Source organism: Streptomyces sp. NPDC051576 (assembly GCF_040681835.1).
GTDB lineage: Bacteria > Actinomycetota > Actinomycetes > Streptomycetales > Streptomycetaceae > Streptomyces.
This window is the reverse complement of the sequence record NZ_JBFAZO010000001.1, coordinates 599,849-625,558: the sequence shown is the minus strand read 5'-3', so window position 1 is coordinate 625,558 and position 25,710 is coordinate 599,849. Positions and strand designations below refer to the sequence as shown.

27 protein-coding genes are annotated in these 25,710 nt (G+C 68.6%); 15 read left to right on the top strand and 12 right to left on the bottom strand.

The window, feature by feature from the left end:
* Positions 1 to 108: 108 nt before the first annotated feature.
* Both AB0M63_RS03050 and AB0M63_RS03045 read right to left on the bottom strand, forming a co-directional pair.
* Positions 109 to 795, bottom strand: a complete 687-nt coding sequence (locus AB0M63_RS03050; protein ID WP_366018163.1) for an ABC transporter ATP-binding protein — start codon at positions 793 to 795, stop codon at positions 109 to 111.
* Between the two features lie 95 nt (positions 796 to 890).
* Positions 891 to 2,360, bottom strand: coding sequence for an ABC transporter permease (locus tag AB0M63_RS03045; protein WP_366018162.1), 1,470 nt, complete (start codon positions 2,358 to 2,360; stop codon positions 891 to 893).
* 285 nt (positions 2,361 to 2,645) lie between these two features.
* Here AB0M63_RS03045 and AB0M63_RS03040 point away from each other — a divergent pair, with 285 nt between their 5' ends.
* From AB0M63_RS03040 to AB0M63_RS03010, 7 genes are all read left to right on the top strand, one after another.
* A complete protein-coding gene (locus AB0M63_RS03040) occupies positions 2,646 to 3,074 on the top strand; it encodes a hypothetical protein (RefSeq protein ID WP_366018523.1) in 429 nt (142 codons plus the stop codon).
* Complete coding sequence (locus AB0M63_RS03035; protein ID WP_355903311.1) at positions 3,071 to 3,727, top strand: hypothetical protein; 657 nt, start codon at positions 3,071 to 3,073, stop codon at positions 3,725 to 3,727. The genes AB0M63_RS03040 and AB0M63_RS03035 overlap by 4 nt, the downstream gene beginning before the upstream one ends.
* A complete protein-coding gene (locus AB0M63_RS03030) occupies positions 3,727 to 8,412 on the top strand; it encodes a putative T7SS-secreted protein (protein ID WP_366018161.1) in 4,686 nt (1,561 codons plus the stop codon). Before AB0M63_RS03035 ends, AB0M63_RS03030 begins: the two co-directional genes overlap by 1 nt.
* A gap of 16 nt (positions 8,413 to 8,428) precedes the next feature.
* On the top strand, positions 8,429 to 8,725 hold the full coding sequence (locus tag AB0M63_RS03025) for a hypothetical protein (protein ID WP_366018160.1): 297 nt from the start codon (positions 8,429 to 8,431) through the stop codon (positions 8,723 to 8,725).
* A 207-nt stretch (positions 8,726 to 8,932) separates the two neighbouring features.
* Positions 8,933 to 9,238 (top strand): hypothetical protein, encoded by a 306-nt coding sequence (locus tag AB0M63_RS03020; RefSeq protein ID WP_366018522.1) that lies wholly within the window; start codon positions 8,933 to 8,935, stop codon positions 9,236 to 9,238.
* Positions 9,239 to 9,562: 324 nt separating this feature from the next.
* The gene (locus tag AB0M63_RS03015) at positions 9,563 to 9,685 is read left to right on the top strand and encodes a hypothetical protein (RefSeq protein ID WP_366018159.1); all 123 of its coding nucleotides are present in this window, start codon (positions 9,563 to 9,565) and stop codon (positions 9,683 to 9,685) included.
* Between the two features lie 181 nt (positions 9,686 to 9,866).
* On the top strand, positions 9,867 to 10,151 hold the full coding sequence (locus AB0M63_RS03010; protein WP_366018157.1) for a hypothetical protein: 285 nt from the start codon (positions 9,867 to 9,869) through the stop codon (positions 10,149 to 10,151).
* 49 nt (positions 10,152 to 10,200) lie between these two features.
* On the opposite strand, the gene AB0M63_RS03005 is transcribed toward AB0M63_RS03010, so the two are convergent.
* Both AB0M63_RS03005 and AB0M63_RS03000 read right to left on the bottom strand, forming a co-directional pair.
* A complete protein-coding gene (locus AB0M63_RS03005; RefSeq protein WP_366018156.1) occupies positions 10,201 to 10,569 on the bottom strand; it encodes an ATP-binding protein in 369 nt (122 codons plus the stop codon).
* On the bottom strand, positions 10,566 to 10,751 hold the full coding sequence (locus tag AB0M63_RS03000; protein WP_366018155.1) for a hypothetical protein: 186 nt from the start codon (positions 10,749 to 10,751) through the stop codon (positions 10,566 to 10,568). The genes AB0M63_RS03005 and AB0M63_RS03000 overlap by 4 nt, the downstream gene beginning before the upstream one ends.
* A gap of 112 nt (positions 10,752 to 10,863) precedes the next feature.
* Between AB0M63_RS03000 and AB0M63_RS02995 the strand changes: the two genes are divergently transcribed.
* Together AB0M63_RS02995 and AB0M63_RS02990 are read left to right on the top strand one after the other, a co-directional pair.
* Complete coding sequence (locus tag AB0M63_RS02995) at positions 10,864 to 11,727, top strand: helix-turn-helix transcriptional regulator (RefSeq protein ID WP_366018154.1); 864 nt, start codon at positions 10,864 to 10,866, stop codon at positions 11,725 to 11,727.
* Complete coding sequence (locus AB0M63_RS02990; RefSeq protein ID WP_366018153.1) at positions 11,699 to 11,914, top strand: DUF397 domain-containing protein; 216 nt, start codon at positions 11,699 to 11,701, stop codon at positions 11,912 to 11,914. The genes AB0M63_RS02995 and AB0M63_RS02990 overlap by 29 nt, the downstream gene beginning before the upstream one ends.
* A gap of 491 nt (positions 11,915 to 12,405) precedes the next feature.
* Here AB0M63_RS02990 and AB0M63_RS02985 read toward each other — a convergent pair whose 3' ends face one another.
* A complete protein-coding gene (locus tag AB0M63_RS02985) occupies positions 12,406 to 13,656 on the bottom strand; it encodes an Ig-like domain-containing protein (RefSeq protein WP_366018152.1) in 1,251 nt (416 codons plus the stop codon).
* Between the two features lie 214 nt (positions 13,657 to 13,870).
* Positions 13,871 to 14,227 (bottom strand): hypothetical protein, encoded by a 357-nt coding sequence (locus tag AB0M63_RS02980; RefSeq protein WP_366018151.1) that lies wholly within the window; start codon positions 14,225 to 14,227, stop codon positions 13,871 to 13,873.
* Positions 14,228 to 14,357: 130 nt separating this feature from the next.
* Between AB0M63_RS02980 and AB0M63_RS02975 the strand changes: the two genes are divergently transcribed.
* Positions 14,358 to 14,663, top strand: a complete 306-nt coding sequence (locus AB0M63_RS02975; protein WP_355903691.1) for a hypothetical protein — start codon at positions 14,358 to 14,360, stop codon at positions 14,661 to 14,663.
* A gap of 41 nt (positions 14,664 to 14,704) precedes the next feature.
* Positions 14,705 to 15,517, top strand: coding sequence for a hypothetical protein (locus AB0M63_RS02970; protein WP_355903278.1), 813 nt, complete (start codon positions 14,705 to 14,707; stop codon positions 15,515 to 15,517).
* Between the two features lie 43 nt (positions 15,518 to 15,560).
* Here the strand turns inward: AB0M63_RS02970 and hutH are convergent, their stop codons facing one another.
* The 3 genes from hutH to AB0M63_RS02955 all read right to left on the bottom strand — a co-directional run bounded on the left by hutH (position 15,561) and on the right by AB0M63_RS02955 (position 19,299).
* A complete protein-coding gene (gene hutH, locus AB0M63_RS02965; RefSeq protein WP_366018521.1) occupies positions 15,561 to 17,099 on the bottom strand; it encodes a histidine ammonia-lyase in 1,539 nt (512 codons plus the stop codon).
* 152 nt (positions 17,100 to 17,251) lie between these two features.
* On the bottom strand, positions 17,252 to 18,397 hold the full coding sequence (locus AB0M63_RS02960) for a sensor domain-containing diguanylate cyclase (RefSeq protein ID WP_366018150.1): 1,146 nt from the start codon (positions 18,395 to 18,397) through the stop codon (positions 17,252 to 17,254).
* A gap of 71 nt (positions 18,398 to 18,468) precedes the next feature.
* The gene (locus AB0M63_RS02955) at positions 18,469 to 19,299 is read right to left on the bottom strand and encodes an enoyl-CoA hydratase-related protein (RefSeq protein WP_355903272.1); all 831 of its coding nucleotides are present in this window, start codon (positions 19,297 to 19,299) and stop codon (positions 18,469 to 18,471) included.
* A gap of 146 nt (positions 19,300 to 19,445) precedes the next feature.
* On the opposite strand from AB0M63_RS02955, the gene AB0M63_RS02950 reads away from it, so the two are divergent.
* Positions 19,446 to 20,075, top strand: a complete 630-nt coding sequence (locus AB0M63_RS02950; protein WP_355903269.1) for a hypothetical protein — start codon at positions 19,446 to 19,448, stop codon at positions 20,073 to 20,075.
* Positions 20,076 to 20,091: 16 nt separating this feature from the next.
* On the opposite strand, the gene AB0M63_RS02945 is transcribed toward AB0M63_RS02950, so the two are convergent.
* Both AB0M63_RS02945 and AB0M63_RS02940 read right to left on the bottom strand, forming a co-directional pair.
* Positions 20,092 to 21,228, bottom strand: a complete 1,137-nt coding sequence (locus AB0M63_RS02945; RefSeq protein ID WP_355903266.1) for an adenylate/guanylate cyclase domain-containing protein — start codon at positions 21,226 to 21,228, stop codon at positions 20,092 to 20,094.
* A gap of 314 nt (positions 21,229 to 21,542) precedes the next feature.
* Positions 21,543 to 22,406, bottom strand: coding sequence for a biotin--[acetyl-CoA-carboxylase] ligase (locus tag AB0M63_RS02940; RefSeq protein ID WP_355903263.1), 864 nt, complete (start codon positions 22,404 to 22,406; stop codon positions 21,543 to 21,545).
* A gap of 111 nt (positions 22,407 to 22,517) precedes the next feature.
* On the opposite strand from AB0M63_RS02940, the gene AB0M63_RS02935 reads away from it, so the two are divergent.
* A complete protein-coding gene (locus AB0M63_RS02935; RefSeq protein ID WP_366018149.1) occupies positions 22,518 to 24,119 on the top strand; it encodes an acyl-CoA carboxylase subunit beta in 1,602 nt (533 codons plus the stop codon).
* 10 nt (positions 24,120 to 24,129) lie between these two features.
* On the top strand, positions 24,130 to 24,339 hold the full coding sequence (locus tag AB0M63_RS02930; RefSeq protein ID WP_355903257.1) for an acyl-CoA carboxylase subunit epsilon: 210 nt from the start codon (positions 24,130 to 24,132) through the stop codon (positions 24,337 to 24,339).
* Here the strand turns inward: AB0M63_RS02930 and AB0M63_RS02925 are convergent.
* Complete coding sequence (locus AB0M63_RS02925; RefSeq protein ID WP_366018148.1) at positions 24,336 to 25,427, bottom strand: SGNH/GDSL hydrolase family protein; 1,092 nt, start codon at positions 25,425 to 25,427, stop codon at positions 24,336 to 24,338. The genes AB0M63_RS02930 and AB0M63_RS02925 overlap by 4 nt on opposite strands.
* A 129-nt stretch (positions 25,428 to 25,556) precedes the next feature.
* Between AB0M63_RS02925 and AB0M63_RS02920 the strand changes: the two genes are divergently transcribed.
* Positions 25,557 to 25,685: a hypothetical protein gene (locus AB0M63_RS02920; RefSeq protein WP_355903251.1), complete on the top strand. Its 129-nt coding sequence runs from the start codon at positions 25,557 to 25,559 to the stop codon at positions 25,683 to 25,685.
* The last annotated feature ends 25 nt before the right edge of the window (positions 25,686 to 25,710 follow it).

The window sequence follows — 25,710 nt, the reverse complement described above, 5'->3', positions numbered from 1 at the left end:
ACTGTTACCCGCCCGCGCGGACTCCGTTACCCAGTCGCCGGGTGCGGCGCGCGGGAACTCCGGTAAAGAGCCACCGGCACCACCGAACTCCCTTGCCCAGCAACCCAGTTACTTGGACGCGGCGTTCTCCTTCACCGTGATCTTCCCCTTGCGGATGGTGGCGAGGCGCGGTGCCTTCTTCGCGATGGCGGAGTCGTGGGTGACCATGATGAAGGTCAGCCCGTGCTCCTTCCACATGCGCTCCAGTACGTCCATGATCTCGTCGCGCATCGACTCGTCGAGGTTTCCGGTCGGCTCGTCGGCGAGCAGCACCTTGGGCTGCTTGACCAGCGCGCGGGCGATGGCGACACGCTGCTGCTGACCACCGGACATCTCGCCGGGCAGATGCCCGAGCCGCTCCCCGAGCCCGACCGAGACCAGCGCCTCGGCGGCCCGCTCGCGCCGCTCCTTGGTCTTCACCCCGAGCGGTACGAGAGCGGTCTCGACGTTCTCCTGCGCGTTGAGCGTCGGGATCAGGTTGAAGGACTGGAACACGAACCCGATGTTCTCGCTGCGCACCTTGGTCAGCCTTGCTTCGGACAGCTTCGCCAAGTCGACGCCGTCCAGCACGATTTCACCGGAGCTGGGCCGGTCGAGCGCCCCGATCATCTGGAGCAGCGTCGACTTGCCGCCGCCGGTGGGCCCCTGGATGACCAGGCGGTCGCCGTCGCCGATGGTCAGGTCGATGCCGTCGAGGGCGTGGACGACTTCCTTGCCCCGCGCGTAGCGCTTGGTGACGCCTCTGAGTTCGTACATGGTCCAACTCCTGGAGAAGTAACGGGGGTTGGGGCCCGCCGCCGGTGCGACGGGCCCCAGTACCGGGCGGTGACTGCCTGCCGTACGGGTGCGGACTACTCGACGCGGCGCAGGGCGTCCGCAGGGCGCAGTCGGGAGGCGCGCCAGCCGCCGAAGGCTCCGGCGATCAGGCCGCCGGTGATGGCGAGACCGACCGCGAGGGCGATGGTGGTGGCGTTGACGGGCGCGGTGAGCGCGACGTCGAGCGTCTTGGCCGCGGCCTGCCGGCCGGGGCCGAAGCCACCGCCGCCGCCGGGTCCGCCGCCCGCCCGGGCGCCGCCACCGGCCGAGTTACCGAGGGAGGCCGACAGGGTCGGGCTGATCGCGGTCACGATGTACGCGCCCGCCAGGCCGAGCGCGATGCCGAGGACGCCGCCGACCAGACCGTTGACGATGGCCTCGCCGACCACCTGCCGGGTCACCCGGCCCGACTTCCAGCCGAGCGCCTTCAGCGTGCCGAACTCCCGCACCCGGCGCGAGACCGCCGAGGAGGTGAGCAGACCGGCGACCAGGAACGCGGCGATGAGCACCGCGATCGACAGCCACTTGCCGACGCTGGTGGCGAGGCTGGAGGCGGTGGACAGCGACCCGGAGACGGTGTCGGCCAGGTCGGCGGAGGTGGTGACCGTCGTACCCGAGACATTGCTCGTGATGGTCTTCTTGACGGCCGAGATCTGCTTGGAGTCGGTCGCCTTGACGTAGATGGTGGTGACCTTGTTCTTGTCACCGCTCAGGGTCTGCGCCTGCGTCAACGGGACGTACAGGTTGGCCGCCGCGTCCCCGCTGGTCGCGGTCGCGATCCCGATGACCTTGTACTTGACGCTCTTGATCGTGACGGTCGAACCGACCTTGAGCTTCTTCTCCTTGGCGTACGCCGAGTCGGCGACGACGACCTTGGCGTTCGTCTCGGACGTGGTGAAGGTACGGCCGCTGGTGATCTTCGAGGAGGTCAGCGGGCCGAGCGCGGGCTTGGTGACGTCCGTGCCGTAGACCGAGTACGAGTTGATGTTGAAGTTGGCGCCACCGCCGGTGACCTGCCCCTGCGGCGCCCCGGTGCCGCCGCCGCGGTTTCCGCCCTCCGCGTTGCCGCTGCCCTGGTTCTGCTGGAACTGGCCGCGGGTGAACTGCCCGTCGACCTTGACGACGTTGAGGCTCAGCCCGCCGACGGCGTCCGAGACGCCCTTCTGCCCCGCCACCTTGGTGACGGTGGTGGAGGCCAGCGTGGTGAAGCCCTGGACCATGACGCGGTCACTGCTCTGCGTCTTGCTGTCGTCGTTGTTGTTGGCGTCGAACTGGAACCGCGGCTGCTGCGAGCTGCTCGAGGTGGGCGTGGCCGCCTTGGTGACGGTCATGTCCGTGCCGAGTCCGTACAGCGACTGGAGGACCTTGTCCTGTGCCTTCCCCATGCCGGAGGACACGGAGTTGACCACGATGACCAGCGCAATGCCCAGTGCGAGGCCGGAGGCGACGACGAGGGCCGCTTTTCTGCGGCGGCGCAACTCGCGCCTCAGGTAGGTGAAGAACATGGGCCGCAAGCTAGGTACAGCGCGTGATGATGCCATAAGGCCGACATAAGAGAACGATGAGAAGCCTGTCCGTGACCCAGGAGCGGGCCCGCGTGGGGCTGTCAACGCAGGGGGTTTATATCCCCTTTGGTGGTTTTTTGCATTGCCCCCGGCGGCTGTCGCGAGTGTCCTCGTTGCCGTACGCGATGTGCTGGTGTGATGATTTCACCCATGTCTGACGGCGGGGGAAACGGCACGGGAGACGGTTCGGGAGACGGCACGGGAGACGGTTCGGGGACCGGGAACATACGACGGTCCCGGCTGTCGGACTACGCGGAGCCGGCCGCACCGGACCCGACTCCCGCACCCAGGCCACTGAGCAGTGAATTCCCGGTACTGCTGGGCGAGTTCCGCCGAACGGCGGTGCTGGTGCCCACGGACGAGGACGACGCGCCCCTGCTCGCCGATTTCGGCGGTATCCGGTGGATCTACGCGTTTTCGAACGATGCGGCATTGGCCCGGTTCGCGATCGCGAGGGGTGAAGGCGGCCGGGAGTGGCCCTATCAACGGATGCTCGGGGCGCGGCTGTTGGACGCCGCGGTGCCCGCTGTGGGCGTGCCGTGCGGGGTGGCGCTGGATGTGGGCACGGAGGGCGAAGGGGTGCTGTTTCCGCCGGTGGTGGGGATCGTGCCGGAGGCGGTGGCGGTGGACGCGCGGGAGAGGGGACCGGAATGAGCGAGGACATCGAGGCGACGGGGCTCGCCGAGATCGCGCAGGGGATCACCCTGACCCTGGCCGAGTTGAAGGAACTGGGTGTCGACAGCCTGGCGGGCGCGGGCCGGGGCTTCTCCGAACTCAGCCTGTCCGGCCTTGAGTTGGGCCACGGCGAACTGCTCTCGCAGTTCACGTCGTTCTGCGAACGCTGGGAGTGGGGCGTGCGCGCGCTGGTGAACGAGGGCAACAACTTCGCGGCGGGCGTGGGCCTTTCGGCCGGCACCCTCTACGAGACGGACCAGTACGTCGGCGGCGCGATGAAGATCGTGGTCAACGCGGGCATCGGCAACCCCTACGCGACGGAGGACGAGGTCACCAAGGAAGGCTGGGGCGATCTGCTCCGCCACAACGAGTACACGGGTGGCGTCGACTACAGCCAGGAGTCGATGGACAAGGCGCTGGACGCGAGCGCGCAGGGTTACAAGGACGCGGCACGGGACGTCCTGACCTCGCACACGCTCAGCCCGCTGGGACCGGGCCTCAACCCGGCCAACCTGGCGAGCGCGGCCGGGGTGAGCGGGGACGAGTACAACAAGATGATCGACGGGGTGGTGGGCCCCTCGCCGGAGGAACGAGCGAAGGCAGCGGAGCAGCAGGGCGGGGACGCGGGCTGATGGACTTCGGCGATCTGGTCAACTCCGGTCTGAGCAAGGCCGGCGATGTGGTCGACGCGGGCAAGAAACTGGTCGGCGAGGGCGTCGACAAGGGCACGGACATCGCCGGTGACGCGCTGGACAAGGTCGGGGCGCACGACCTCGCGAACAAGGTCGAGGGATACGGCGACCGCATCGCCTCCGACCTGGGCGCGACCCCGGCCGAACAGCAACTCGGCGACAGCGACCAGCCGAAGGACCTGATCCACGGCGACCCGAAGGCGATCAGGGCGGCCGCCAAGCACCTCACTGACTTCTACACGGCGTTCGACGCGGTCGGCGACGGCATGCGCAGGCTCAACTCCTCGTCCTGGCAGGGCGAGGCGGCCAACACCTTCCGCGAGAAGTTCGCGATGCACCCGGTCCGTTGGCTGCACGCGGCGGACGCCTGCGACACGGCGGGCAGGGCGCTGTCGTCGTACGCGGACACGGTGGAGTGGGCGCAGGGGCAGGCGCAGGACGCGATATCGCTGTACGGCCCGGGGAAGAAGGCGTCGGACGCGTACAAGGCGGAGGTGGCGAAGAAGAAGGACGCCGTGCCGTCGACAGATCCGGGCGCGGCCGACGTCCAACGCGCCCACGAGATCCTCTCCGAGGCCCGCCGCCAACGAGACGAGGCCGGCCACACGGCAGCGAGCGCGGTCCGCAAGGCCCTGGCCCACGCCCCCGCCGAACCCCCTCCCCTCACCCGGCTCAAGGCGGACGCGGTCGACGGCTACCAGGCCGTCAACACGGAGGTCCTCCACTTCGGCGGCGGCGTCCTGAAGGGCACAGCGGGCATCCTCAACTTCGCCCGCGGCCTCAACCCCATGGACCCGTACAACATCACCCACCCCGCCGCGTACGTCCAGAACGTCAACATGACCCTGGCGGGCCTGGTCTCGACGGCCGCGCATCCCGAGCGGGCCGCGAAGGTGATGCTGGACGACTTCAAGAAGGACCCGTCGGAGGGGTTGGGGCGGCTGCTGCCGAACCTGGCGGGGGACGGGGCGGGGTTGGAGGCGGGGTTGGCTCGGCTGGCCGCGAAGGAGGGGCTGGAGGGGGCGGCGGAGTCGGGGGTCCGCCGCGCGGCGCAGGAGACGGCCGAGAGCTCCGCCCGGGGCAAGGTCGCGGACGGGCCGGAGGCCGTTTCCCGCGAGGAAGGGTCGGTGGTCAACAAGGGAAGCGACCCGATCGACCTCGCCACCGGCAAGATGTACCTGCCGCAGACGGACGTCACCCTTCCCGGCGCGCTGCCCCTGATCCTGAAGAGGCGGGTGGAGTCCGGCTACCGCCTCGGCCGCTGGTTCGGCCCGTCCTGGTCCTCCACCCTCGACCAACGCCTGGAGATCGACCCCGAGGGCGTCGTCTTCGTCACCGAGGACGGCCTGCTCCTGGCCTACCCGCACCCCGCCCCCGGCCTTCCCACCCTCCCGAGCCACGGCCCACGCTGGCCGCTGGACCGCGAGGACGGCGGCTACACGGTCACCGACCCACAGTCCGTCCGAGTCTGGCACTTCACCGACCGCACCGAGGGTCTGGCGGTCCTGGAACAGATCGACGACCGCAACGGCAATTGGATCACCTTCGAGTACGACACGGGGGGCACGCCCCTCGCCGTCGTCTCCAGCGGCGGCTACGAGGTCCGTGTCACGACGGAGGCCGACCGAATAACGGCCCTCCATCTGGCCGCCACCGGCCAGGAGTTGAAGCGGTACGGCTACACGGACGGCCACCTGACGGAGGTCGTCAATTCCTCCGGCCTGCCGCTGCGCTTCGCCTACGACGACGAGGGCCGCGTCACCTCCTGGACGGACACGAACGACCGCGGCTACACCTACGAGTACGACGACCAGGACCGCTGCATCGCCGAGGGTGGCTCGGCGGGCCACATGAGCCTGCGCGTGACGTACGACGACAGGGACCCGGAGACGGGACACCGCGTCACCACCACGGCCACCGCCGCAGGCCACACCCGCCGCTTCCTCGTCAACGACGCCTGTCAGGTCGTGGCGGAGACCGATCCGCTGGGCGCGACCACCCGCCACCACCGCGACCGCTACAACCGCCTCCTTTCGGAGACCGACCCGCTCGGGCACACCACGACGTTCCGCTACGACACGCAGGGCAACCTGCTCGCGGCGACCCGCCCCGACGGACGCGAGGCGAGAGCCGAGTACGACGAACTCGGCCTGCCGGTAAGGCTGGTGAACCCGGACGGCACGACCGTGCGCCAGACGTACGATGCCCGTGGCAACCGCACCTCGGTAACGGACTCCCGGGGCCACACCACCCGCTTCACCTACAACGAGGCGGGCCACGTCACTTCAGTGGCCAACCCGCTTGGCCAGACCACAACGATCCACTGCGACCGCGCCGGCCTCCCCCTGGAGATCACGAACCCACTCGGCGCCATCACCCGCTACGAACGAGACGACTTCGGCCGACCCGTCACACTCACGGATCCGACCGGTGCGGTCACCCGCCTGGAGTGGACGACCGAGGGCCACCTGTCCCGCCGCACGGCACCGGACGGCACGACGGAGTCCTGGACGTACGACGGCGAGGGCAACTGCACCACCCACACCGACCCGCTCGGCAGCATCTCCCGCTACGAGTACACCCACTTCGACCTGCTCACGGCCCGCACAGGCCCGGACGGAGTGCGCCACGAGTTCACGCACGACACGGAACTGAACCTCACCCGGGTCACCAATCCACAAGGCTTGACCTGGACGTACACCTACGACCCGGCAGGCCGCCTGATCGCGGAGACGGACTTCGACGACCGCACCCTCACCTACGCCCACGACACGGCAGGCCGCCTGACCACCCGCACGAACGCCCTCGGCCAGACGGTCGAGTTCGAGCGCAACGCGCTGGGCCAGGTGACGCGCAAGAACGCGGCCGGCCAAGTCACCACGTATGCCTACGACTTGACGGACCAATTGGCCCAGGCGACCGGCCCGGACACCACACTGACGCTGCTGCGGGACCGCCACGGCCAAGTCCGCTCCGAGACCGTGAACGGCCGCGAACTGACCTACACGTACGACGAGTTCGGGCGCCGCGTGACCCGTAGAACCCCCTCCGGCGCGACCACCGGATGGACGTACGACGACTTCGGGCGCCGCGTCGGCATGACGGTATCGGGCCGCTCCGTCGACTTCACATACGACGAGGTGGGCCGTGAACTGGCCCGCCAAGTGGGCGAAACAGTCACCCTGGAGCACACGTTCGACACCCTCGGCCGCCTGACCACCCAGTCCGTGACGGGCCCGACCGGCACCTCGCTCCAGCACCGCGCCTACACCTACCGGGCCGACGGCAACCTGACCACGATCCACGACCAGCTCTCCGGCACCCGCCGCTTCGACCTGGACGCGACAGGCCGCGTAACGGCGGTACACGCGGCGAACTGGACCGAGACGTACGCCTACGACGAGGCGGGCAACCAGACCCAGGCGCACTGGCCGCCGGGACACCCCGGCCAGGAGGCAACGGGCGCCCGCTCCTACGTCGGCACCCGCATCACCCGCGCCGGCAGCCTCCGCTACGAACACGACGCCCTCGGCCGCATCACCCTGCGCCAGAAGACTCGTCTGTCCCAGAAGCCGGACACGTGGCGCTACGAGTGGGATGCGGAAGACCGCCTGACGGCGGTAACGACTCCGGACGGCACACGCTGGCGCTACACGTACGACCCTCTCGGTCGCCGCACAGCGAAACTCCGTCTGGCGGCGGACAGCGAAACGGTCATCGAGCGGGTGGCGTTCACCTGGGACGGCACCACCCTGTGCGAACAGGTCACCACTTCACCGGACTTGCCCAACCCGGTGATTCTCACCTGGGACCACCAGGACCTACGACCCATAGCCCAAACAGAACGCATCACCACGGCCAACACCCCCCAGGCCGAAATCGACTCCCGCTTCTTCGCCATCGTCACCGACCTGGTCGGCACGCCGACAGAACTCGTCGACGAGCAAGGCGACATCGCCTGGCACACACGAAGCACTCTGTGGGGCACCACAGCCTGGTCAGCCAACAGCACTACCTATACGCCCCTCCGCTTCCCCGGTCAGTACTACGACCCTGAGACGGGGCTGCACTACAACTTCTTCCGCTATTACGATCCCGAAGCCGCCCGCTACCTGACATCCGACCCCCTCGGAATTGAGCCCGCACCCAATCCAGTCACATACATACCGAATCCGCTCACCTGGACCGACCCGCTCGGTCTCGCACCCGGAGTTTGCCCCCTAACAGGTCAGCAAATAAATCCTCGCGGGTACACATCATTGTTTGAAATGCGGTTGGATCCGACAGACTTTGGGCGAAGCCGCAGCGTGCACTTCAATCGAGCCAATGCCGCACTGGATGAAGCCATCAAGGCCGACCCTGAACTTGGTAGGTATTTGGATCAGTTCTCGCCCGATATTGCAAAGCAGGTGAGCGAGGAAGGTGGTCGGCGGAACCCCGCAGGCCATACATGGCAGCATGAGCCGGCCGCCAACGCCGGCGGACGCCAAGGCGTGATGCGCTTGGTCCCGACATACCAGCACACCCCGGGCTCCCCATGGTGGGATGTTCTACATCCCGGGAATTCCGGAGGGTATGCTGAGTGGGCGGTTCCAAACGGGGCACCACCAAATCGTAGTAGGTGAAATCGTGTCATACTTCATGAACAACACCATGGGGGAATCAATTGATGAACCGAGCGAATCAAGGATGCGTGAGATTCTGGCAGAGTTGCACGGTGCGGATGTTGAGCACGGCGATGTCTCCCTGATCCACGAATCCGGTTGGTCTCTGAGCGTCTACCCGGACAAAGCACTGCTCTGGGAGAACGTCAACGACTCTGAAATTCCGCCTCGTGAGTTCACCGCGGCATCCTGGCAAGAAGTAATTGATGCGCTCATTAAACTTTCTCGCGGTGACATCGCAGCGGTGAATTCACTTAATTGGGACGCCACCTAGCCGTACGGAACATCTATGCCGTATCTCGACTGGGTGCGTGTTCGGGATCTTATCTGCGCGCTGTTTCTATCGAGCGAAGAAGTGGTAGACCGAGCTCTCGCTTACCGTCCGATCGAAACGTAAATCGCCAACAAGGATCGGTTTCTCGGGATGACGCGAAAACCCTGCTCAAGAAGTCCGGAACTCGATCTCGATAATATCGAGGAGATGTGCTTGGCCGCCACGCCCGGCCCGTGGTTCGTCAGAAGTCTCGACGATGACCATGCCATGAACCTGGTCGCGGTCAGTACGGCCGAGGAGAGCGGACTGGACGAGAGGTGGCCTGAGTTCGACGAAGGCGACTTGATTGCGGCGACGCTGGTGCAGCATCCGCGATACGTGGACAGCACTGACGGGCGCTGGGACGAGAACGCGGCATTCATTGCCATGTCACGAACTGCGGTTCCTCAACTGGTCGAAGAAGTGAGGCGCCTACGAGGCCTCCTCGCTGCACCGCGTATGCAGCATCCTTAGCGGTGGAACCAGAACACCAGCCAGCCCCAAGTCGGGGACCAGCTACATGGTGTCGTGGTCGACGCGAGTCGGGAACCACCACGGTTCGGCGCGCGGACGCCGAAAGTCAGCTTGGTCAGTCGATTTCTGTGCCGCTTCGGCGGCTGCTCATGGAATCCAACGGGATCGAAGTAGAGTACGGGACCGAACTGGTGTGGAGTTCAGAGAGAATCCTCACCGCGAACAGGGAGTTCCGAAGCAACGGCCACTTCCGATCCTTGTACATGCCGTTTGATCCGCTCATGTTTTTTTGGGGACAACGGAGGAGGGGAACAGTTCGCGCTCGTGCGGGCCCCCGAGCGGGACAATGTCTTCGTCTGGGATCATGAGACGGACAGCCGTACCTGGATCTCCCCTTCGTTGGAAAGCTTCCTTCGCAGCGCGCTTTCCAGTGCCGGCGCAGACTGATACCGGAAGTAGCGAGCACCGCCCGACCGTCCAGGAGGGCGGGCTGCGCTCTCGAATGGAATCCGACATGCCAGCTCGAAGTATGCAAGCAGTACAGGTGCTCAGTAGGTTCGGCGAACTTGCATGGTTCGGACTTCCCTCAGAGTCCCATCCTGTGTACGGCTACCTCCAGGTGCCGTACATGAAGTGGCGCTATGCGTCGCCCAGGGCGGGTACCTCTCAGCTCCTGGAGGACTCCGTCAGAGAGCTTCCAACCCAAGTCGATTGGACACTCGGCACGACACAAAAGAATTGGATCCTGATTCCCAGCAGGATTCTGGACGAGTCCCACGGCTTCGAAGATCCAGCTTTCATGGAAGCCGTGAACCAAACCAACGTGCAGGATCAGGATTTCTGCCTTAAGGCACTCGCAGACTTCAGGCTGATCATCCAGCACCTTCAGCAAATCCCGGCACCGGGAGGCTGAATTTCAGGCACATTGAGGTTGCGGAAGTCCCTGAGGCAGCATTGATAGATCAATACCCTTTGCCCGTAAGGCCGTTCAGTTCACACCACACCGTCTTATGGTCCGCGGCCGGGGTCACGCCCCATCTTGTCGCCAGGGCATCGAGAAGTGCCATGCCTCGGCCGTGTTCATCCGTTGCCGTGGCGCGGAGCAGGACAGGGAGTGCGCGGGGGTCCGGGTCGGTGACCTCGACTCTCATGTGGCCGGTGTCCGTGCCGAGGACCCGGACGGTCACCGGAGTTCCCTCGCCGACGTGGTCGATCACGTTCGTCACCAGTTCCGTCGCGCAGAGGCGAACGTCGTAGGAGTGGGCACGGAGGTGATGCCGTAGTTCCGGCACTGCCTTCGGGGTGGCCAGCAGGCGGAGTTCGAGGGTCACTGTTCCGCCGCCTTGCGAAGAGCCGCGGCGAGTTCGCGGACCGTGGCCGTGTTGCAGTTCCCGAGCGCGACAAGGCCGGCGGTCAGGATGTCCACGCCCAGGGAGGGCAGCGTGATGCCGTGCAGGGCGAGGGCCTCGCGGAGTTCCTCCACGCAGAGGGTGGTGTCGTAGGGGGTGGACATGGACGGGTGCCTCCTGTGCGTTCCGTGACGAATCACTCACAGGCTGACGTCTTGCTGGCTACCGTAAAAGGGGGTTCGCGTTCGCGATCCCGGTAGCGGAGGAGGGTGATCGGTGGCCCGGGGCAAGGACATTGACGGCTCGATGAGCGTTCCCACCTTCTACGGCAAGGAGTTGCGGTGGAAGCGGGAGGCGGCGGGACTGTCGCTGGAGACGTTCCTTGAGGGGATCTTCTACAGCAAGACGTTCCTCAGCGACATCGAGCACGGGGAGCGGAGGATGCCGCTCGATCTGGCTCGGCATGCGGATCGTGTGCTCAAGTCGGCGGACGGGTTCTTCGAGCGGCATTGCGAGGATGTGCGGAAGGCGCGCAAGGGGGCTCACGCCGAGTACTTTTTCGACGTCCTGGAGATGGAGAAGCGTGCCCAGGAGATCGAGGAGTGGGACCCATCCCTGATTCCCGGCCCGCTCCAACTAGAGCCGTACATCAGGGCTGTTGTCCTGGCATCCCACCCAACTTACTCCGAGGAGGAGGTGGCAGCGAAAGTCGCGGCTCGACGAGAGCGCGCATGGCTCTTCGAGGACCAGCAGGCACCGGAGACGTGGCTCGTGCTGCACGAGTCGCTTCTGTGGAACCCGATCATTGCGCCCGCCGATATGGCTGATCAGCTTGCCCACATCGCGGAAGTCGCGCGTAAGCGCCGGTCATTTCCGCAGATCCTTCTGCGGAACTCGGGGGCGCACCCCTTCATGATGGGCACTGCAAGGTTCATGACCTTTGCCGATGCCCCGCCGGTCATGTACACCGAGGGAATGTACAGCGGTCAACTGATCGATGACCCCGGTCTCGTAAGGCAGTATGCAAAGGCGTACGGACGGCTCAGGGCTGCCGCGCTACCGCCTGAAGCATCCCTGAAGCTGATTGAGCAAGCATCCGAGGACTACCGAAATGGCAAACACCCCAATCGACTTGAGTGACGCCCTCTGGCGCAAGTCCAGCTACAGCAACGGCGACGGCGGTCACTGCGTCGAAGTGGCCGCCAACATCCCCGCCCTCGTCCCCGTACGCGACTCCAAGGCAGTCCCCCACGGCCCCGCCGTCATCCTCACCGCCGCCGCCTGGGCCCCCTTCATCACCGCCCTCAAGACCGACGGCAGCCGCTGATCACGCTTGCGACGGGCATCTCAGCGGGTATCGTCGTCGTAGAACAAGAAGCCCCCGCCACGGCCGGAATCCGTGACAGGGGCTCCAGCTCAGCCAGGAGCTTGGTGGGAGGTCCCTAGTACGTCTGGGGATCTCCCGCTACCTGGTGAACCTTTACATCCACCAGAGCCACCACCTCCTCACATGCTTGGCCCACTTCTCCGGTAGCAACCGGGTGAGCCGACACACAAGAGTCGGTTTCGGCCTGGCATGACGTCCCACAGGCGCGCCTCCCTTTTCCTAGGGAGGCGGCTTTTTTTCTTGCCCGGAACCGCCTCGCTACGGGCCGGGCCCCGAGGGGACGGGGCCCGGAACAAGGGAGGCGCACCCGGAGGTGCGTCACATGACGGATATTACCGCCAACTTGCCTTTCCTCTGGACAACGCAAAAGGCGGCCACCCCCAGCCAAGGGGGGCAACCGCCTTCAAGCAAACCGGAGTTGGAGGGTGGCGTCAGACCGCCGACCCCGCCTTCCACTGCGCCCAGTCCATGTTCCAGCCATTGAGGCCGTTGTCCGGAGACACCGTCTTGTCGCCGGTGTTGGAGACGACGACCACGTCGCCGATGATCGAGTGGTTGTAGAACCACGCGGCGGGCGTGCTCGGGTCGTTGGCGCCCTTCTTGTCCTGGAGGCCGACGCAGCCGTGGCTGGTGTTGGTGCTGCCGAAGACGGACGAGGCGCCCCAGTAGTTGCCGTGGATGAAGGTGCCGGAGCTGGTGAGGCGGATGGCGTGGGGGACGTCCTTGATGTCGTACTCGCCCTTGCCGTCGTCGTCCGTGAAGCCGACCGTCGCGCCGTTCATCCGGGTCTGGACGAACTTCTCGGACATCACCATCTGGCCGTTGTACGTGGTGTGTTCGGGGGAGCCGGCCGAGATCGGGATGGTCTTGACGATCTTGCCGTCCTGCTCGACCTTCATCTGCTTGGTCTTCGCGTCGACGTACGAGACCTGGTTGCGGCCGATGTGGAAGGTGACCGTCTTCTGCTGCACGCCGTAGACACCGGAGGCGCCCTCGACGCCGTCGAGCGCGAGCTTCAGCGTGACGGTGGAGTTCTCCTTCCAGTAGTCCTCGGGGCGGCAGTCCATGCGCTGGGTGTTGAACCAGTGGCAGACGACCTCCTGGCCGCTGCTGGAGGTGACGGTGATGCCCTTCTGGACGGCGGCCTTGTTGGTGATCGCCTTGTTGAAGTTGATCGAGACCGGCATGCCGACGCCGACCGTGGAACCGTCCTCCGGGGTGAAGTTCCCTATGAAGCTGTTGGCCGGGGAGACCGTGGTGAAGGAGGCGTTCTCGTGGGCCGCCAGGCCCGCGGAGTCCTTGGCGGTCGCGGCGACCTTGTAGGTGGTGGAGCGCTCCAGCTGGGCGCTGGGCTTCCAGCTCAGCTTGTCGGCGGAGATGGTGCCCGCTACGGCCTTGCCGTCCGCGGTCGTCATCGTCACGGCGGTGAGCGTGCCCTTGCTGACGGTGACCGCGGCCGAGTTGTTGATGGAGGCGTTGTCCGAACCGTCCGCCGGTGTGATCTTGATCTGAGCCTCGGAGGACTTCTTCGCCGCCGCCTCGTCGGCCTTGGACTGCGAACTCTGGCTCGCGTCGCTGCCGGACGACTTGTCGTCGCTGCCGGAACACGCCGTGAGCACGAGCACACCGCCGAGCAGTGCGGACGCGGCCATCAGGCCCTTGCGCCGCTTACTGTCCGTCATCACACGCTTCTCCATCGTTGCCGAAACCCCTGCCGAATCCCCCGCCGGGAACACAGTCCCCGTCCAACCCCGTTTATCCGTCTCTGAAACATCTCTAAAACGTCTCTAAGAAATCAACGCTACGACCCGTGCGTCCCGTTCCCCGCGTCCCCAGGGTGTGGGGCACACCACGTGCACACCCACACCCCTACGTCCCCCGAGGCCCCGGCACGGCTCAGCCGACCACTGCCGCCCCGTCCGCTTCTTCCTCGTCGCCGTCGACATCATCCTCGTCGAGATCCCAATCCGGCGAATCCGGGTCGTAGTCGATCTCCTCACTGCTCCAGGAGGCCTGGGCCAGCTCGACCCCGGGCATCTCGCTGACCAGGTCGAACGGGTCCACGAGATAGGCGAGGGCCTCGGCGGTGTCTTCCGTCACAGCGTTCTCGGCGTGGGCCCGCTCGTCGCCGGGCAGCTCCGGATCGTCGGCGATCTTGGCCAGCGCGGCCCGGGTCACGGCGTCCTCGTTCTCCACTTCCAGAACGAGTTCGACACGAAGGCGTACAAAACGTGATGTCTCTGGGGTGCTCATGCCGGGAGCGTACGGCCCACAGCTCCCGCGACTTTCCCACGACCCGCAGAGTTCATTAGCATCGCTCCACACGGCCAATTCGCCAGCGCCACAAGGGGATCGATATTCCGTGTCAACCGCTCGCCGAACGATGCTGACCGCCACCGCCGCGGGCACCCTGCTGGGCGCCCTGTGGTTCGTCCCCTCCGCGCACGCGACGGTGACCGACCAGGCCAGAGCGGAGACTTCGGCGACGCCGGCCCCGCAGGTCACCCAGCAGGCACGGGTCACCTCGACCGACGGGGCGACGGGCGCCACCACCGCCTCGGACGACACCCAACTCGCCGACACCGGAAGCCCGAACACCACTCCGTACATCTTCGGCGGCACGCTGTTCCTCGGCCTCGGCGCCGGTTTCGTGGCGTATTCGGTACGGCGGGAACGGCTCGGTTTTTAACTTACTTGACGATTTCATGACGTGGGCTTCATAGTCCGCTCATGAAGAGATCATCGGGCGTACGCCTGTGCGCGGCGGTCGCCGTGAGCGCGCTCTCGTTCGCCCTCATCACGGGGTGCTCCAGCGGCGGTTCGGACGACGTCAAGAGCGATACGAAGAGCAACGCCAAGGACACCGGCAAGAGTTCCGGCAAGGCGTTCACCGCCGCCGAGTTGAAGAAGCTGGCCCTCGCGAAGGGCGATGTCGTCGGCTACGAGGTCGGGTCGGTCGGCAAGACGTACCCCGCGACCAAGAGCGCCGTCACCGTCGACAAGGCACAGTGCCGGCCACTGGCCTGGGCCATGGCCGGGCAGGCGCCGGGTGACGCCGCCGCGGCCACGAACAGGATGGTCACCGAGGCGAAGAAGCCCTCCTCCAGCCCTTCCAAGTCCGTGGAGGACATGACCGAGAAGGAGTTCGACGACGCGTTCGGTGCCGCGCTGGACCGTACGACCACCGTCGTCGGGCTGTCCTCGTACGACGGCGACGGCGCCGAGAAGACCTTCAAGGCCGTCTCCGACGCGGTCAGGAGCTGCGCCGGCGGCTTCACCATCACCTCCGGCGCCGACGACCAGAAGTACACCGGGATCGCGGCCGAGAAGGCCTCCGGCACCGGCGACGAGTCGGTGGCGTTCGGCGCGAGCGCCGAGATGGAGGACTCCGACGGTCAGACGGGCACCGTGCACACCGAGGTGGTGCGGCACGGCACCACCCTCGTCACGTACTACACGGTCAACCTCGGCGCCCTGATGTCGACGAAGGCCTACGACGTGCCGTCCGTCGTGATCGACGCCCAGGCAACCAAGCTGAAGTGACCTGTGGGGCCCTGCCGTTGACGCGCCAGGGCCCCCAACTGCCCTACCTGAGCGGTCCGGTGACCTTCTCCACGGCCTCGACCACATGGCCGCCGCGCACGAACGCGTCCGCCGCCGCCAGGTCGGGAGACAGGAAGCGGTCCGGGCCCGGGCCCTCAACTCCCGCCGCCCGTACGGCATCGATGACCGACTGCGAGGCGGGTGCCGGGTTCAGGCCCTCGCGGAGTTCCACCGCACGGGTGGCCGCGTACAGCTCCACGGCGATGATCCGGGTGAGGTTGTCGACGGCGGTGCGCAGCTTGCGCGCGGCCGACCAGCCCATGGAGACGTGGTCCTCCTGCATCGCGGAGGACGGGATCGAGTCGGCGGAGGCCGGTACAGCGAGCCGCTTCATCTCGCTGACCAGGGCCGCCTGGGTGTACTGGGCGATCATCAGGCCCGAGTCGACACCCGCGTCGTCCGCGAGGAACGGCGGCAGGCCGTGGCTACGGTTCTTGTCGAGCAGCCGGTCGGTACGGCGTTCGGCGATCGAGCCGAGGTCGGCGGCGGCGATGGCGAGGAAGTCGAGGACGTAGGCCACGGGCGCGCCATGGAAGTTGCCGTTGGACTCGACCCGGCCGTCGGGCAGCACAACGGGGTTGTCGACGGCCGACGCCAACTCACGTTCGGCGACCAGGCGGGCGTGCGCGATGGTGTCCCGGCCGGCACCGGCGACCTGCGGGGCGCAGCGCACGGAGTAGGCGTCCTGGACGCGGGGCGCGTCGTCCTGGTGGTGGCCGGTGAGTTCCGAACCGGCCAGCACGGCAAGCATGTTGGCGGCACTGGCGCCCTGGCCGGGGTGCGGGCGGATGGCGTGCAGCTCGGGCGCGAGCACCTTGTCGGTGCCGAGCAGCGCCTCCAGGCTCAACGCGGCTGTGACGTCGGCGGACTTGTAGAGCATGTCGAGGTCGGCGAGGGCCATGACCAGCATGCCGAGCATGCCGTCGGTGCCGTTGAGGAGGGCGAGGCCCTCCTTCTCGCGCAGCTCGACGGGGGCGATGCCGGCCTCGGCGAGGAGTTCGCCCGCGGGGCGTACGACGCCGTCCGGGCCCTCCGCGTCCCCCTCGCCCATGAGGGTCAGGGCGCAGTGGGAGAGCGGGGCGAGGTCGCCGGAGCAGCCGAGGGAGCCGTACTCGTGGACGACGGGGGTGATGCCGGCGTTGAGCACGTCGGCCATGGTCCGGGCGACCTCGGGCCGTACGCCCGTGTGACCGGAGCAGACGGTCTTGAGCCTCAGGAACATCAGGGCCCGTACGACCTCCCGCTCTACCTGCGGGCCCATGCCGGCGGCGTGCGAGCGGACGATGTTGCGCTGCAACTGGGCGCGGAGTTCCGGGCTGATGTGCCGGGAGGCAAGGGCCCCGAAGCCGGTGCTCACGCCGTACACGGGCTCCGGCTTCGCCGCGAGCGCGTCCACGATCTCCCGCGCGGCGGCAAGCGCCGCGAGGGCCTCGCCGGAGAGCTCGATCCGGGCGCCGCCACGCGCCACGGCAAGAACGTCGGACGCGGTGACCCCGGACGTCCCCACCACCACAGTGTGCATATCCATATTCAGGAGCGTACGCATTGAATGCGACAGTGTCACTACCGGGGTACGGGTTGAACCCTTACAGGTAGGTCACGTCCGACGGCGTCGGGGAGTGTCCCGCTCGGCAGACACCCCGGACACGAACAAGCCCCCCCGCCCCCACACCCTCACGTCCGCCGCCCCCGGAACCGCCGCCGCTCCGCCGGCATCTCCGGCGACGGCGTGTCCGCCAGCCGTACCACCGGATCGTCCGGGCCGTCCCGCCCGGCGACGACCGGCTTGTCGGCGCGGAGGGCCTTTGCCTGGTACTGGGCCGCGTCCGCGAGGCGGAAGAGGCGTCGGGCCGAGCGGACCGGGCCGATCGGGTCCTCGGTGGACGCGACGCCGCAGGCTACGCCCTCGCCCAACTCCAACTCGGCGGCGCGGCGGCACAGTTCGGCTGCCGCGTCGACCACCTCGTCGGCGGGCGGCCCGACCGCGAGGAGGCAGAACTCGTCCCCGCCGAGGCGTGCGGCGAGTGCGCCGGGCAGCATCGCGCCGCACAGTGACAGGACCGAGCCGAAGCGTTCCAGGAGCCGGTCGCCGACCGCGTGGCCCCGGGTGTCGTTGACGCGCTTGAGGCCGTTGAGGTCGCAGACGACCAGGCTGACCACGACGCCCTCGCTCCGATGCCGCTCGACCGCCTCGTCGAGCCGTACGTCGACGGCCCGGCGGTTGGCGAGTCCGGTGAGCGCGTCCGTGAAGGCGAGGCGCCGCGCCTCCTCCAGCCGCTCGGTCTGCGCGATCCCGGCCGCGACCACGGAGGCGAGGACCGTCGCGAAGTCGGCGTCGCCCCGGTCGAACACGGGCGCCCCCAATGGCCGCGCCACGTACAGCTCCCCCCACGCCCGCCCGTGCAGCACGATCGGGGCGACCACACAGCAGCCGCGCCCACGACGCCGTAGCGCCGCCACCCGCTGATGGCAGTACCCGGGGCTGCCCGCGGCCGGGCCCTCGGCGGTCTCGACCCACGCGTCCGGCTCGCCGCCCCCGGCCCACCGCTCGTGCAGGAACTCGGTGATCTCCGGGAACTGGTGCACCGGATAGGTCTCGCGGTCCGGGAACTCCTCCTCGCCCTCCGCCCGCTCCCCCACGTTGGCCAGGACCCGCAGCCGCCCCAGTTCCCGCTCCCACACCGACAGCGCGGCGAAACTCCCGGCCAGCGCCCGGCACGCGCCGGACGCCGCCGCCCGCCAGGACTCGCGCGGGGTGTGCGCCGCGGCCATCCCCTGCGCCAGCTCCACCACGGCCGCCAGCCGCCTGTCCTCACCCATCACTCCAGGCTAGGGAGGTTTGGGATATATCGGGACATTGATGCGGCGAACAGGTGTCAGCAGCGGCCCCCCTACTCGCCGGGCCACTCCGGCTTGCGCTTCTCGTTGAACGCCGCCACGCCCTCCGCCCGGTCCCCGGAGAACGCCACCGACCGCCACGCCGCGTCCTCGACCTCGAGACCGGCCCGCAGATCCAGCCCGTGGCCCAGCCGCAGCGCCCGCTTGGCCGCGCGCAGGCCGACGGGCGAGTTCGCGGCGATGCGCGCGCCCAGCGCCAGTGCCTCGTCACGGTCCTGGCCCGCCTCCACCAGGACGTCCACCAGGCCCAGCCCCGCCGCCTCGGCCGCCGCCAACCGCCGTGCGGTGAAGATCAGTTCGGCCGCGCGGGCCGCACCCACCCGGCGCGGCAGCAACTGCGTACCGCCGCCCCCGGGGATCACGCCCACGGACACCTCCGGCAGCCCCACCACGGCCGTGGCGTCGGCCACGATCAGGTCGCAGGACAGGGCCAGTTCGAAGCCGCCGCCCAGCGCGAAGCCGTGCACGGCGGCGATCGTCGGCATCGGGAGTTCAAGGACGCCGGTGTAGGCCCCGCGCGCGAGCGGGCGCTGCCGGACGAGTTCCGCGTCGGTGAGCGAGTTGCGCTCCTTCAGGTCGGCTCCGACGCAGAACGCCCGGTCATGCGACGAGGTCACCACGGTCACACGGACGTCCCGGTCGGCCGCCAGCGCCGTACAGGCCGCGGCGATGGACCCGGCCATCGCGGTGGAGACCGCGTTCATCGCCTTGGGCCGGTCCAGGACGAGTTCCGCGACGTGCTCGTGCCGCCGCACCAGCACGAACTCCCCGAACCGCGACTCGGACCGGGTCTCGGACCGGGTCCCGGAACGCTCCTCGCTCATGACCGCCTCCTGGTTAACGTGGGTTAACAGAACTCGTCCCGATCATCGCACGCGCTCTCCCCGTTCGGGTGACATCCCGCCCAACTCCCGCCGCACCGCCCGTAGAAGCGCATAACGTGCGTCCGCCACAGCACAGGGGAGGGATCGTGACGACGACCACGAAGGCGCAGCCGGTCGAGGACACCGCGGACATAGAGCCACCACCCCTCCCCAGGGCCCCGCGCGGACGGCACCGCCGGCCCCGGCCCCGCAAGGTCCTGTTCGCCGTCGGCGGGCTCGCCGTGGCCGCCGGTGTGCTGAGCCTCGTACGGCTGACGCCCGAGTCGGGCATCGGCGGGGTGGGCACGGCGGAGGCCGACCCCCGCCCGGACCAGGGCGCCGACACGGGTGACGGCACCGACCGCCCGGCCAACGCCGCCGCGACCGTCAGCGCCGACCCGACGGCGTTCCCGTCCGCGACCTCCGTGATGGGCGGCACGAGCGCGAGCCCGACCATGGCCTCCGGGGTCGTACCGACTCCGTACGCGACGACCGCACCCACGACCATCCCGGAGACAACGACGGCGCCCGGCATCGCGGAAGCCCCTCAAGCACCGGTCTCCCGCCCGACATCGACGTCGACGTCCGCGTCGACTCCGACGCCCGCGGCCACCGCCACGCCGACCCCCACTCCGACACCCAGCCGGACCGCCGACTCCCCTGCCCCGGCGCCGAGTCGACCCGGTCTGTGCGTGCCGATCATCGGGCTCTGCGTGAACGGACTCGGGCAGCACTGAGCGGCGGACCCGGCCTCTACGCCGGTGACGAGTCCCGGCGGGTGAGAAGCCAGGGTTCGACCACGCCGAGGCCGCGCACCGGGCGCTGCCACATGGGCTGGAGGGCGAAGCGGTAGGTCGGTGCTTCCTCGCCCTCCTTCTCGGCGGTGGCCGCGGCCTCGGCGGCCTCCGCCTCGGAGGCGGGGGCCTCGCCGCTGCGGATCAGCTCCTCGGCGAAGGCGCTGTCGACGAGGACGGCGTCGCGGGGAGCTATCGAGGTGAGCCGGGAGGCGAGGTTGACCGTGGTGCCGAAGACGTCGCCCATGCGGGTCGTCACCGTGCCGAAGGCGATGCCGACGCGGAGTTCGGGCATGGTCTCGTCGCCCGCCATGGTCTCGATCAGGCGCAGCGCGATCTCGGCGGCGACCCCGGCGTCGTCCGCGGAGAAGAGGACCTCGTCGCCCAGGGTCTTGATGAGCCGGCCGCCGCGCGCGGCCACCAGGTCGGCGGCGGTGGTCTCGAAGGCCTCGACGAGTTCGCCGAGTTCGTCCTCCTCCATGCGGCGGGTGAGGCGGGTGAAACCGACCAGGTCGGCGAAGCCCACGGCCAGGCGCCGGTCGACCATCTCCTCGTCGTCACCGGCCTGGACGACCCGGCCCGCCGAGGCGGCGAGCTGGCGGCGCCAGACGTAGACGAGGAACTCCTCCAGTTCGGGGAGCAGCAGCTCGATGATCGGGTACGTCACCTCGGTGCGGGACATGCCCGGCTCCGGCGGCTCGGTCAGGCCCTCCAGGAACGAGTCCATCTGCCAGCCGGCCAGCCGGGCGGTGGTCTGCCCGGTGGAGCGGGCCACCTGCACGGCCATCGCCTCGCTCAGCAGCCCCGCCTCGACCAGACCGGCGAGGCGCCGCAGCGCGAGGACGTCCGCCTCGGTGAACGCCTTGGCCTGGCCGACGTCGGCGAAGCCCATGGCGCGCCAGAAGCGGGTGGCCAGCTCCATGGAGACACCGGCGGTGCGGGCCGCCTGGAAGGGCGTGTAGCGGCGCTCCGCGCCGAGGATGAGTCCTTCGAGACGCAGCGCGAGCGGATTCTCGCCGGGATCGGCCGCGTCGGCGGCATCGGGGTCCACCCGGCCGTCCGCGTCCGCGCCGGAGCCCGTGTCGTCGACGGTCACGCCTGCTGCCCTTCCGATCTGCCACGGTCAGGTATCGACCGGGCCCAATGCTACGGCAGGTGTGGGCCAGCTCACTCCGTGAGTCACGCGGAGATGACGGTTGCAAGAGCGCCCGGGGTCATGCCGGGCGCAGGCGCACGATGTCTCCCGCCCCCCACGGGCTCCTGCACTCCGTCCGCCAAGGCCCGGGATCAACCACACGTCCCCGGCGATCATCACCACCACTCCGACGATCCACCACCCCGACAACCCGGACCAGGCCCGCCACGACCGACCGCGTCACACTGACACGACGGCCACCACAGCGGCCAAGGTCACGCGGGGCGCAGATGCACGATGTCCCCCGCCCCCACGGGCTCCTGCACTCCGTCCGCCGTGGCCAGGACGAGCCGTCCGTCCCCGTCGATCGCGACGGCCTCCCCGGTGATCGACCGGTCCCCGGGCAGTTCGGCCCGTACGGTCCGGCCGAGTGTGGCGCAGCCGGCCGCGTAGGTCTCCTGGAGGCCGCTCTCCACCGGGTCGCCGCCCGCCGCGCGCCACTTGTCGTACCAGTGCTCCAGGGACCGCAGCACGGCCCGCAGCAGGGGGTCCCGGTCCGTGGTGACCGCGCCGGCCAGAACCAGGGAGGCCGCCTGGGGGACCGGAAGCTCGTCCTCGCGCAGGGTGACGTTGATGCCGACGCCGACGATCACGGCCTGGTCCCCGGCGCGCTCGGCGAGGATGCCGCCGGCCTTGCGTTCCTCCCCACCGACAGTGACCAGGAGGTCGTTGGGCCACTTGAGTGACGTGTCGACGCCGGCCGAGCGGGCCAGGCCGGTGGCGACGGCGACCCCGGTGAGCAACGGGAGCCAGCCCCAGCGGGCCACGGGGACGTCGCCCGGCTCCAGGAGGACGGAGAAGAACAGGCCGGAGCGGGCCGGTGCGGTCCACTGCCGGTCGAGGCGTCCGCGCCCCGAGGTCTGCTCCTCGGCGACCAGGACGGTGCCCTCGGCGGCCTTGCCCGCGGCGGCCAGGGCCACCAGGTCGGAGTTGGTGGAACCGGTGCGCTGCACGACCTCCACCCCGGTCCACAGCCCGCCCGCCCGCACGAGTCCGCGCCGCAGCGCGCCGGCGTTGAGGGGAGGCCGTTCCAGATCGGACCAACGGCTGCTGTCGTCTGAGGCATCTCGCGGCGTCATGCAAGCCACCCTAGGTGTGTTGTACGCCGCACTGCCGATCGGTGAACCCGCCACTACTCTACGGATGAGTAACAGTCCCCCCTTTTGAGCAGGCAGGGAGCCGCAATCCCGATGTCCGAGCCGGAAGCGCCTCAAGAGATCGACATCCACACGACCGCCGGGAAGATCGCGGATCTTCACCGCCGTATCCAGGAGGCGACGCACGCCGGCTCGGAACGCGCGGTCGAAAAGCAGCACGCCAAGGGCAAGTTGACGGCCCGTGAGCGGATCGACCTGCTCCTCGACGAGGACTCCTTCGTCGAGTTCGACGAGCTGACCCGGCACCGGTCCACGGACTTCGGCCTGGAGCAGAACCGTCCGTACGGCGACGGGGTCGTCTCCGGGTACGGCACGGTCGACGGGCGTCCCGTGGCCGTGTTCTCCCAGGACTTCACCGTGTTCGGCGGCGCGCTGGGCGAGGTCTACGGCCAGAAGATCGTCAAGGTCATGGACTTCGCGCTGAAGACCGGCTGCCCGGTCATCGGCATCAACGACTCGGGCGGCGCCCGCATCCAGGAGGGCGTGGCCTCCCTCGGGGCGTACGGCGAGATCTTCCGCCGCAACACCCACGCGTCCGGTGTGATCCCGCAGATCAGCCTGGTCGTCGGCCCCTGCGCGGGCGGTGCGGTCTACTCCCCGGCGATCACCGACTTCACGGTGATGGTCGACCAGACCTCGCACATGTTCATCACCGGCCCGGACGTCATCAAGACGGTCACCGGCGAGGACGTCGGCTTCGAGGAGCTGGGCGGGGCGCGGACCCACAACTCGACGTCCGGTGTGGCGCATCACATGGCGGGCGACGAGAAGGACGCGATCGAGTACGTCAAGCAGTTGCTGTCGTACCTCCCGTCCAACAACCTCAGCGAGCCCCCGGCGTTCCCGGAGGAGGCGGACCTCGCCGTCACGGACGAGGACCGCGAGCTGGACACGCTGGTCCCGGACAGCGCGAACCAGCCGTACGACATGCACACGGTGATCGAACACGTCCTGGACGACGCCGAGTTCTTCGAGACGCAGCCGCTGTTCGCGCCGAACATCCTCACCGGGTTCGGGCGGGTGGAGGGCCGTCCGGTCGGGATCGTCGCCAACCAGCCGATGCAGTTCGCCGGTTGCCTCGACATCGACGCGTCCGAGAAGGCGGCCCGCTTCGTCCGCACCTGCGACGCGTTCAACGTCCCGGTCATCACCTTCGTGGACGTCCCCGGCTTCCTGCCGGGCGTGGACCAGGAGCACACGGGCATCATCCGCCGGGGCGCGAAGCTGATCTACGCGTACGCGGAGGCCACGGTCCCGCTCATCACGGTCATCACCCGCAAGGCCTTCGGCGGCGCCTACGACGTCATGGGCTCCAAGCACCTGGGTGCCGACCTCAACCTCGCCTGGCCGACCGCCCAGATCGCCGTCATGGGCGCCCAGGGCGCGGTCAACATCCTGCACCGGCGCACCATCGCCGAGGCGGAGGCGGCCGGCGACGTCGAGGCGACCCGGGCCCGGCTCATCCAGGAGTACGAGGACGCCCTCCTCAACCCCTACATCGCGGCCGAGCGCGGCTACATCGACGCGGTGGTGCTGCCCTCCGACACCCGCCGCCATGTCGTACGGGGACTGCGCCAGCTCCGCAGCAAGCGCGAGTCCCTGCCTCCGAAGAAGCACGGCAACATCCCCCTGTAGAGGAGCCGTTGTGACGATCAAGGTCGTACGGGGCAACCCGACCCCCGAGGAGCTGGCCGCCGCCCTGGCGGTGGTCAGGGCCCGCGCCGCGGCGGCGGCAGCCACACCGCCCGGCGCCCCGAGGCAGCGCGACGCGTGGTCGGACCCGGCCCGCATCGCGTCCGCCCGGCTGCCCCACCCGGGGCCGAGTGCGTGGACCCGTACCTTCTGGCCGGGTTAAAGAAGGTCGGCGACGGCTTCGGCCATCACCTCGTACCCCTCGTCGTCGGGGTGCAGGTGATCGCCGAAGTCGTACGACGGGTGCAGCCGGTCCGGGTCATCCGGGTCGGCCATCACCCGGTTCAGGTCGACGATCTTGTCGAACTCCCCTGAGCAGCGCACCCATTCATTGACCTCGTGGCTCACCTTCGCCGCGCGCTCACCCCAGTGGTCCGACCCGCCGAACGGCAGCAAGGTCGCCCCGATCACGGTCAGTCCGCGCGCCTGCCGTATCAACTCCCGGTACCCGGCGACGATTTCACCCGCCTCGACCACCGGCGCCGGCTTGTACGTCGGCTGTTCGTCCGTCTCGCTGAACCCGATGTCGTTGAGGCCCAGCAGCACGACGAGCGTGTCCACCCCGGCGAGCCGCAGCACATCCCGCCCGAGCCTGTGCACACCCCGCTCCCCGTACCACGCGGAGTCGTTGAGCAGCAGGTTCCCACCGATCCCCGCGTTCAGCACGGGTCGTCCCGTCCGCCGGGCCAGCGCGTCCGACCAGCGCCGGTCGGCCCCCGGCGTCGAGCCGAATCCGTCGGTGATCGAGTCGCCGAAGAGCACGATCCCGTCCGTGCGCCCCGAGTCGGTCTCGACGGCGGACAGGAAGTACCAGGACTCGCTGGACTCCGTGAACCCCTCCCCGTCCAGCAGGCACCCGGGACCCCGGTGGCTGGTCGCGAAGGCCTGCGCGTGAAAGGTCGCCGGCCCGGTCGCCGTGTCGAAGTAGAGGGTGACAGCCACCGACTCCCCTGCCGCTACGGCGAGTTGGACCGCGTCGCTCACCAACTCCCCCCGCGCCGGCATCTCCCCCACCGCCGCGCCCCCGAAAGTCAGCGGCGCGACGGCCCCGCCACGGGCCACGGAGCCGGCCGCGATCCGCACCGGCGAGGTCCCGTACACGTTCGAGAACCGCACCCGCACCCGCTCCCCACCCGCCGTCAGCCGCACGACCTGGCGCACCGACTGCCGCCAGAAGCCCTCGCGGGACCAGTTGGGGGTGAAGCCCTCGGCGGGGAGCTGGGGGGACGCGATCCAGGCAGCGGTGAACATGGCACACCTCTCCAAAGGGAACTGCAGCCCCATTACCTTAACGGAACCGTGGACCCTTTTGGTGAGCCCCGGAGAAGTTGAGTACGCGTACTCAGGCGCCCCCGCCCATGTCGCCGCAAGCTCGGAAACATGTTGTGGTCCGACCCTGACGACGAGCCTCCCGAGGAGCTGCGGGAGATGCAGGTGATGTTGCGGCGGCTCGGGGTTCTCATGGCGCTCGCGATGGTGCTGGCGATGATCGTGATCGGGCTGGCGTGAGCGGTGCGGGCGGCGCCGATACCCT